This is a genomic window from Paenibacillus terrae (assembly GCF_005217525.1).
Lineage (GTDB): Bacteria > Bacillota > Bacilli > Paenibacillales > Paenibacillaceae > Paenibacillus > Paenibacillus terrae_C.
On sequence record NZ_PNXQ01000016.1, the window covers coordinates 332,422 to 339,097 of the forward strand.

Below are 6,676 nucleotides of genomic sequence, written 5' to 3' on the forward strand. Positions count from 1 at the left end.
CCTGACTCACCAGCACCAGCTGTCCACCGTTCAATAGCGCACCCCAAATTTCGAAGGTGGACGCATCGAAAACAACAGCCCCGGTCTGCAAAATGCGCGTATCCGCATCCAATTGCGCATAGTTTGTATTTTTCACCAGACGCACGACATTACGGTGCTCCACCATAACGCCTTTCGGCTGGCCTGTTGTCCCTGAGGTGTACATAACGTATGCCAAGCGATCAGCAGCGGCTGCCTTCGCTTGTTCTGATTGCGTAACTTCTGGTTGCAGGATTTCTGGTTGTGTGCTTGTAGTAGAAGCAAGCTCAGGACTAGCGGAAATGGAATAGAGCGGGTTTAAGCAATCTACATATCCGATGCTAGCTCTGTCAGCATATGTCTCGTTATCGTTCGGCAAAACCAGATCGAAACGATCCGCATCATTCGTTCCATAGATTGCTGAATCGCTCAGCTCAAGCACAATCCCCTGAAAATCAGCGGGCCGATGCTCCATCCGCTGCACTAGAAGTAGGTTTGCACCAGAATCCTCCAGCAAATAGCGCACGCGTTCATCCGGATAATCAGAGTCAATCGGCACATAGGCCCCGCCTGCTTTGAGAATCGCGAGCATACCGACGATCATTTCCATCGAGCGTTCAGCCACAATACCGACAGTCTGCTCGGTGCAGATCCCCTGCTTACGTAATGTATGAGCCAGACGGTTAGCTTTTTCATTCAATTCTCCATAGGTCAGACTGTCTTTTCCGAACACTACCGCCACCTGCTCCGGTGCCTGCTTCGCCTGTTTCTCAAACAACTCATGAATGGACGCATGACGTGGATAATCCGCAGTTGTATCGTTGAAGGTATGAACCAGTTGCTCCACTTCTTGCTCTGACAACACCTGTGCTGTGGAAATTGCCAGCTCTGGCTGATGCAAAACAACGCTGTACAACCGCAACAGCTGCTCAACAAAGCGTTCAATTGTCGCCTCATTATAGCGGTGGCTGCTGTAATTCAGATTCAGGGAAACCGCTGCATTGTCCCATTGAAATTGAAAATCCAGCTCAGATTGTACATGATTCGAAAAATCGGGAATATGGATGTTTTGCAAGGATGCCGTGGTGTGAATAAGAGGCTGTTCATCCTCGTTACGTGGAATTTCAAGCCCCTCGGTATAGTTCCAAAAAGGTATATTTTGGTGCTCAATCGCTTCGCTGACAGAGGTTTTGATTTGAGACAGCAAGGCTTTGAAGGTCGTTGTAGAATCCAGCGAGTTTTTCAGTATGAGCAGATGATTGATCGGCTTTGTAGCACCGTTGCCAGACTTGGCTACCGGAATGCCCAACAGCACACGTTCCTCACCTGTGTATTTATGTAACAGGCTTTCTACTCCAGCAAGCAGAACCATAAACACTGCCCATGGAGCGCCACCTGTTATAGACAATATTCGCCCGGAAATTTCAGATGGAAATGTGAGCGTGTACGTAAGGGAATTTAAATTCGTTGCAGTTGCATCCTTGGACACGTTGTTGGTATATGGCAGGCAGATGATATGATCCTCAGATTCCAGCTTATGACTCCAGTAATTTTTTTCCTTCTCAAATAAGGCTTTCAATGACATCCCTCCTGCTTCATGGGGTCTGTACCCCGGTTGGAATGGTGCGTTATTACGTAGATGAGCGTTGTGTCGGAAAAATAATACTTTGCAGGCAAGGGCAGTCGGACAAGCCGCCGCCCTCTGCACACGCAAAGTGAAATCATTGTATTTTAGAAAACTGATTTAGAAAACAAAGTCGATGGAATCCGGTGAAAAGCCTTCCGGCTTCTCGTCGGTGGAGGTCACCTGAATATCGCTTAACAGCAAATCCGGGCTGGCCCCTACCTGTGACAGGATCGCTATCAAATCTCCCGTTAATCGTTCAATAGCGTCTGCTCCAAACAGCTTCGTGCAATATTCGAAGGAACCCTTGATCACCCCGTCTTCATCACTCATGGACAAGGTAAGATCGAATTTGGAGATATTATGCTCCTGAACATACGGACTGAAGGACAGGGTCTCAAGCTTCGCTTCCTGCGACTCCATATTTTGCAGTACAAACATGGTGTCAAACAACGGGTTACGGCTTGCATCCCGTGCTACATCCAGCTTTTCCACCAACTCTTCCAATGGATAATCCTGATGCTCGAAGGCTTGCAGCGTACGATCTCTGACTTCCAGCAAGTAGCTGTGGAATGTTTGGCTGCCCTTCGGCTGATGCCGGATGGCTAGCGTATTGACGAACATTCCGATAAGTGGCTCCAGTTCAGGCAACAGGCGGCCTGCTACCGGAGTGCCGATGACCAAATCGTCCTGACCGCTGTATTTGGACAACAGAACGGTGTAGGCGCTCAAAAGTACCATGTACAGCGTACTTCCGGTCTGAGCCACAATTCGGTGCAGCTTCGCGGATACATTCGGGTCAACTGTAAAATCATACAGTGCGCCCTCGAAGCTGCGAACAGCAGGTCTTGGATAAGCAATCGGCAGATCCAGTACCGGTAACTCTCCGGCTAAATGCTCCAGCCAGAAGTGTTCCCGACGTTGGTATGACTCACGCTGCATTTCCTGCTGCTGCCACACGGCAAAGTCCTTGTACTGAATTTGCAACGGCTCCAATTCCTGTCCCTCGTACAGCTGTACCAGCTCCTGCACGATATTGTCAGACGATACACCATCCGAAATAATATGGTGCATATCGTACATCAAAAAGTGGCGCTCTGATCCGGTTTGAATGAGACGAACGCGCAGCAGCGGTGCCTGCCGAAGATCAAAGCTGCGTACAAATGACTCGATATACGCTTCGGCTTCGGGTTCACTGACCTGCAAACGTTCTACTGCAAATTCAACCTGATCGTAAACTCGCTGAACGACCTCACCTTCCACCATTTCAAAGGAAGTACGCAACGTTTCATGACGCTCAATTAACTGACAGAACGCAGCCTCCAGTCGATCTGCCTGGAGCGGACCTTCCACCGTTAGCACACCCGGCATGTTGTAGCTGACATCCCCGCCTTCCAGATGGCTCAAAATGTACAGCCGTTTTTGAGCCGAGGAAACCGGGTAGTAGGCTTGTTTCGCCGCCGCTGGGATCACCGTATAGGTGTCTGTACCGTGCGTAGCTATGAGCTGGGCTTGCTGCTCAATCGTAATGTGCTGGAACACCTCACGAAGTGTAATCCGGCTGTCCAGCTCCTGATGGATTTTGGCCACCAGCGTTGTTGCCCGCAGAGAGTGTCCACCCATGTCGAAGAATGAGTCGGTGACTCCTACGCTGGACAGCTTCAATACATCCTGCCAGATTTGAGCAAGCTTGGCTTCGAGCGGCGTCCGTGGCGCAACGTACTCCAGGCCTCCTTCGAGGCGTGCTTCCGGCGCAGGCAACGCCTTGCGGTCGATTTTTCCGCTTGGGGTCAGCTGGAAGCGATCCAGTTGTACAACATACGTCGGGATCATGTAATCCGGCAGCTTCGGCTGCAGTGCGTTGCGCAGCTCCGGCAGACTCAGCGGTGCTGTGGCTACGATGTAGGCACACAGGTCCTTGTGTCCGTCTTCGTTTTCCCATGCCGTGACCACGGCCTTCTGAATGCCGTTCACCGTCAGCAGTTGTGCTTCCACCTCACCCAGTTCGATCCGATACCCCCGAATTTTCACTTGGTGGTCGATCCGGCCCAAATACTCGATGCTGCCATCCGGCAGCCACCGTGCTAGGTCGCCCGTCCGATACATGCGATGGCTATGAACATCTGGAGCTTGTTCAGCTTCCAGTGAAGCTGAGGCGAACGGATTCGGGAGGAACTTCTCTGCCGTCAGTTCCGGCAGGTTCAGGTATCCTCGTCCTACACCTGCACCCCCGATATAGAGCTCACCCGCGATACCGATCGGCACCAGCTGTTGCTGGGTGTTCAGGATGTATACGGACTGGTTCGCTATCGGCGTTCCGATGGATACCGTGTGCTCACCTTTTTCCAGCAGCACGTTTAGGGCTTCTACATCTTCAATCGTATAAGCTGTTGCATCTACCGTCGTTTCGGTCGGACCATACACATTGGTAATCACCGGACGGTACCCGGACCACTTGTGCAGGAACACATTGACCAGTTGTACAGATAATGCTTCGCCGCCGATCAGGTAATGCTTCACTTCTGGCGCTTCCGTCATGCTGACGCTTTCGTTCAAAATATGCAGATGCGCAGGCGTGCCGTCTGACAGATCAATTCGGTGCGTGCGGTAGTAGGCGATCAATTGCTCACCGCTCAGGCTTACGTCACGGGATACCACATGCAGGGTGTGGCCTAACAGCAAGCTGGCAAAGATTTGCTTCACCGAAGCGTCAAATACAAATGCCGACAGCCATGCGACATGAAGCGGCTGTTCATAGCGGCTGTATATCCGCTCAGATAAAGCATCTACCAGATTGCTGACGCTGCCCTGCTCAATCATGACCCCTTTCGGCTGACCGGTTGTACCTGACGTGTAAATCATATAGGCCAGGTTGTGCGGGCCAACAACAGGGATCAGGTTGCTCGCATCCTGTACGTTCAGTTGAGCCTGAACGTCCTCGTCATCAAGGACTACAGCCTGTACTGTGGATGGCAAGCTGAGTGATAGCTGGGCGACTCTGCTTGTAATCACGACCGTTGCCCCGCTGTCTTGGAGCATGTAGTCGATGCGTTCCTGCGGATACATGCTATCCATTGGCACATACGCGCCTCCGGCCTTAAGTACCCCCATAATGCACACCAGGATTTCCGCAGAACGTTCCAGCAATACGCCTACCGGTTGATCTGCTTCGACCCCTTTCTCCCGTAACACACGGGCTAATCGGTTCGATCGCTCGTTCAGTTCAGCGTAGGTCAGCATCGTATCCCCAGACACGACTGCTACCCGCTCAGGACTGCGCTTCGCCTGCTCTTCAAAGCGTTCGCTGAGCGCCCGACCTTGTGCTCCTCCACGCACGCTATGCGCGTTCGGATCGTTGAACACCTTCAGAATCCGCTCGGTTTCTTCCGCCGTTATCAGCTCCAGCTCACCCAGCTTCGCATCCGGGTTCGCTGCCACGGCTTCGACCAAACGAATGAAGTGACGTGTCATCCGTTCTACGGTTTCCCGTTGATACAACGCGGTTGCATACTGCAATCCGAACTGAATACCTGCCTCTTCCTCTCTGGCTTCCAGCGTCAAATCAAACTTGGCTGGCGTTTGTTCCAAGCCGTATGGACGGAAGCTAAGGTCTGCCAGCTGCAGTTCGCCTTCCTCCGTGGTTTGCAGCGTAAACATCGTATCGAACAACGGATTGCGACTCATATCCCGCTTCACATTCAGCTTTTCCACCAGTTCCTCAAATGGATAGTCCTGATGCTCGTAAGCTTGCAGAGCATGAACTTTCACTTCTTCCACATAGCTGCGGAAGGTATGCTCCGCCGTCGGATAGTTCCGTAATGCCAACGTTCCGACGAACATCCCGAGGATCGGCTCCAGATCCGCATGTGGTCGTCCTGCAATTGGCGTACCGACCACAATATCCTCTTGTCCGCTGTATTGATGCAAGAGCGCAGTGTATGCCGCCAGCAGCACCATATACAGCGTGGAGCCTGTGTGCGCCGCCAGTTCTTTCAGGCGTTCGCTAACTTCATGCTCCAGTCCGAACACGACCGTATCCCCTGCCGTATTTCGTACCGCCGGACGGGCAAAGTCCGCAGGTACATCCAGCACAGGCAACTCACCCCGGAAGGTGTCGAGCCAGTACGCTTCCTGACGCTGCATCCACTCCTGATGGGCTTCGCTTTGCTGCCATACCGCATAATCCTTGTACTGAATCCGCAATGGCGATAGCTCTTCACCCTCATACAAGCGGACAAATTCATCGGTCAGTACGCCCATGGACACACCATCCGAAACGATATGATGCATGTCGAGCATGAGCAAATGCTGCAATTCTTGCTCTGCTCCTTGAACGCCCAGGTCTACCAAGCCTACCCGCAGCAGCGGCGCAGCTTCCAGATCGAACGGACGGACAAAGCGCCGCACCTGCTCTTGTGCTTCCTTGCTAACCATCGTGTCCGTATCTGTAATCGTCGCACCCTCTGCCCGTACCTTTGCATATTCCACCTCGAACGGCACCGTGTCTTCAATCCATTGCATCGGCTCACTGTCCACCAGTTCAAAGCGGGTACGCAAGGTCGCATGGCGAGCGATTAGTTGACGGAATACGTCTTCTACTCGTTTCACGTCCAGCGGACCACTCACCTGCAGCACGGACGGCATGTTGTAGTTCACATCATTCGGGTCGAACTGATGCAGCACATACAGTCGTTTTTGCGCCGAGGATAACGGATAGAAATCACGAGCTCCCGTCACCGGAATGGAAGCATACGCCACTTGATCTAGACTATCCAGAACCGCTGCCAGTTGTTCAATCGTTGGCGCTTCAAAAATACTGCGCAGTGGAAGCGGCTTGTTCAGCTCCTTGTGAATCTTCGAGGCCAGGGTTGTCGCACGCAGCGAGTGTCCGCCAATCTCGAAGAAGTTTTCCTTCACGCCGACCTGCGCCAAGCCCAGCACATCCTGCCAAATTTGCGCCAGCTTCACTTCCACCCACGTCCGCGGTGCGACATAGTCGGCTCCGCTTTGCAGGCTGTCTTCCGGTGCTGGCAG

At 52.5% G+C, this 6,676-nt stretch carries 2 protein-coding genes; both read right to left on the reverse strand.

Features of this window, described 5'->3' with window-relative positions; translation table 11 throughout:
* A partial coding sequence (locus C1I60_RS19100; protein WP_252361786.1) for an AMP-binding protein occupies nucleotides 1-1,597 on the reverse strand: 1,597 nt, incomplete at its 3' end.
* Between the two features lie 165 nt (nucleotides 1,598-1,762).
* On the reverse strand, nucleotides 1,763-6,676 hold a 4,914-nt coding region (locus C1I60_RS19105; protein WP_252361787.1), incomplete at its 5' end, for a non-ribosomal peptide synthetase.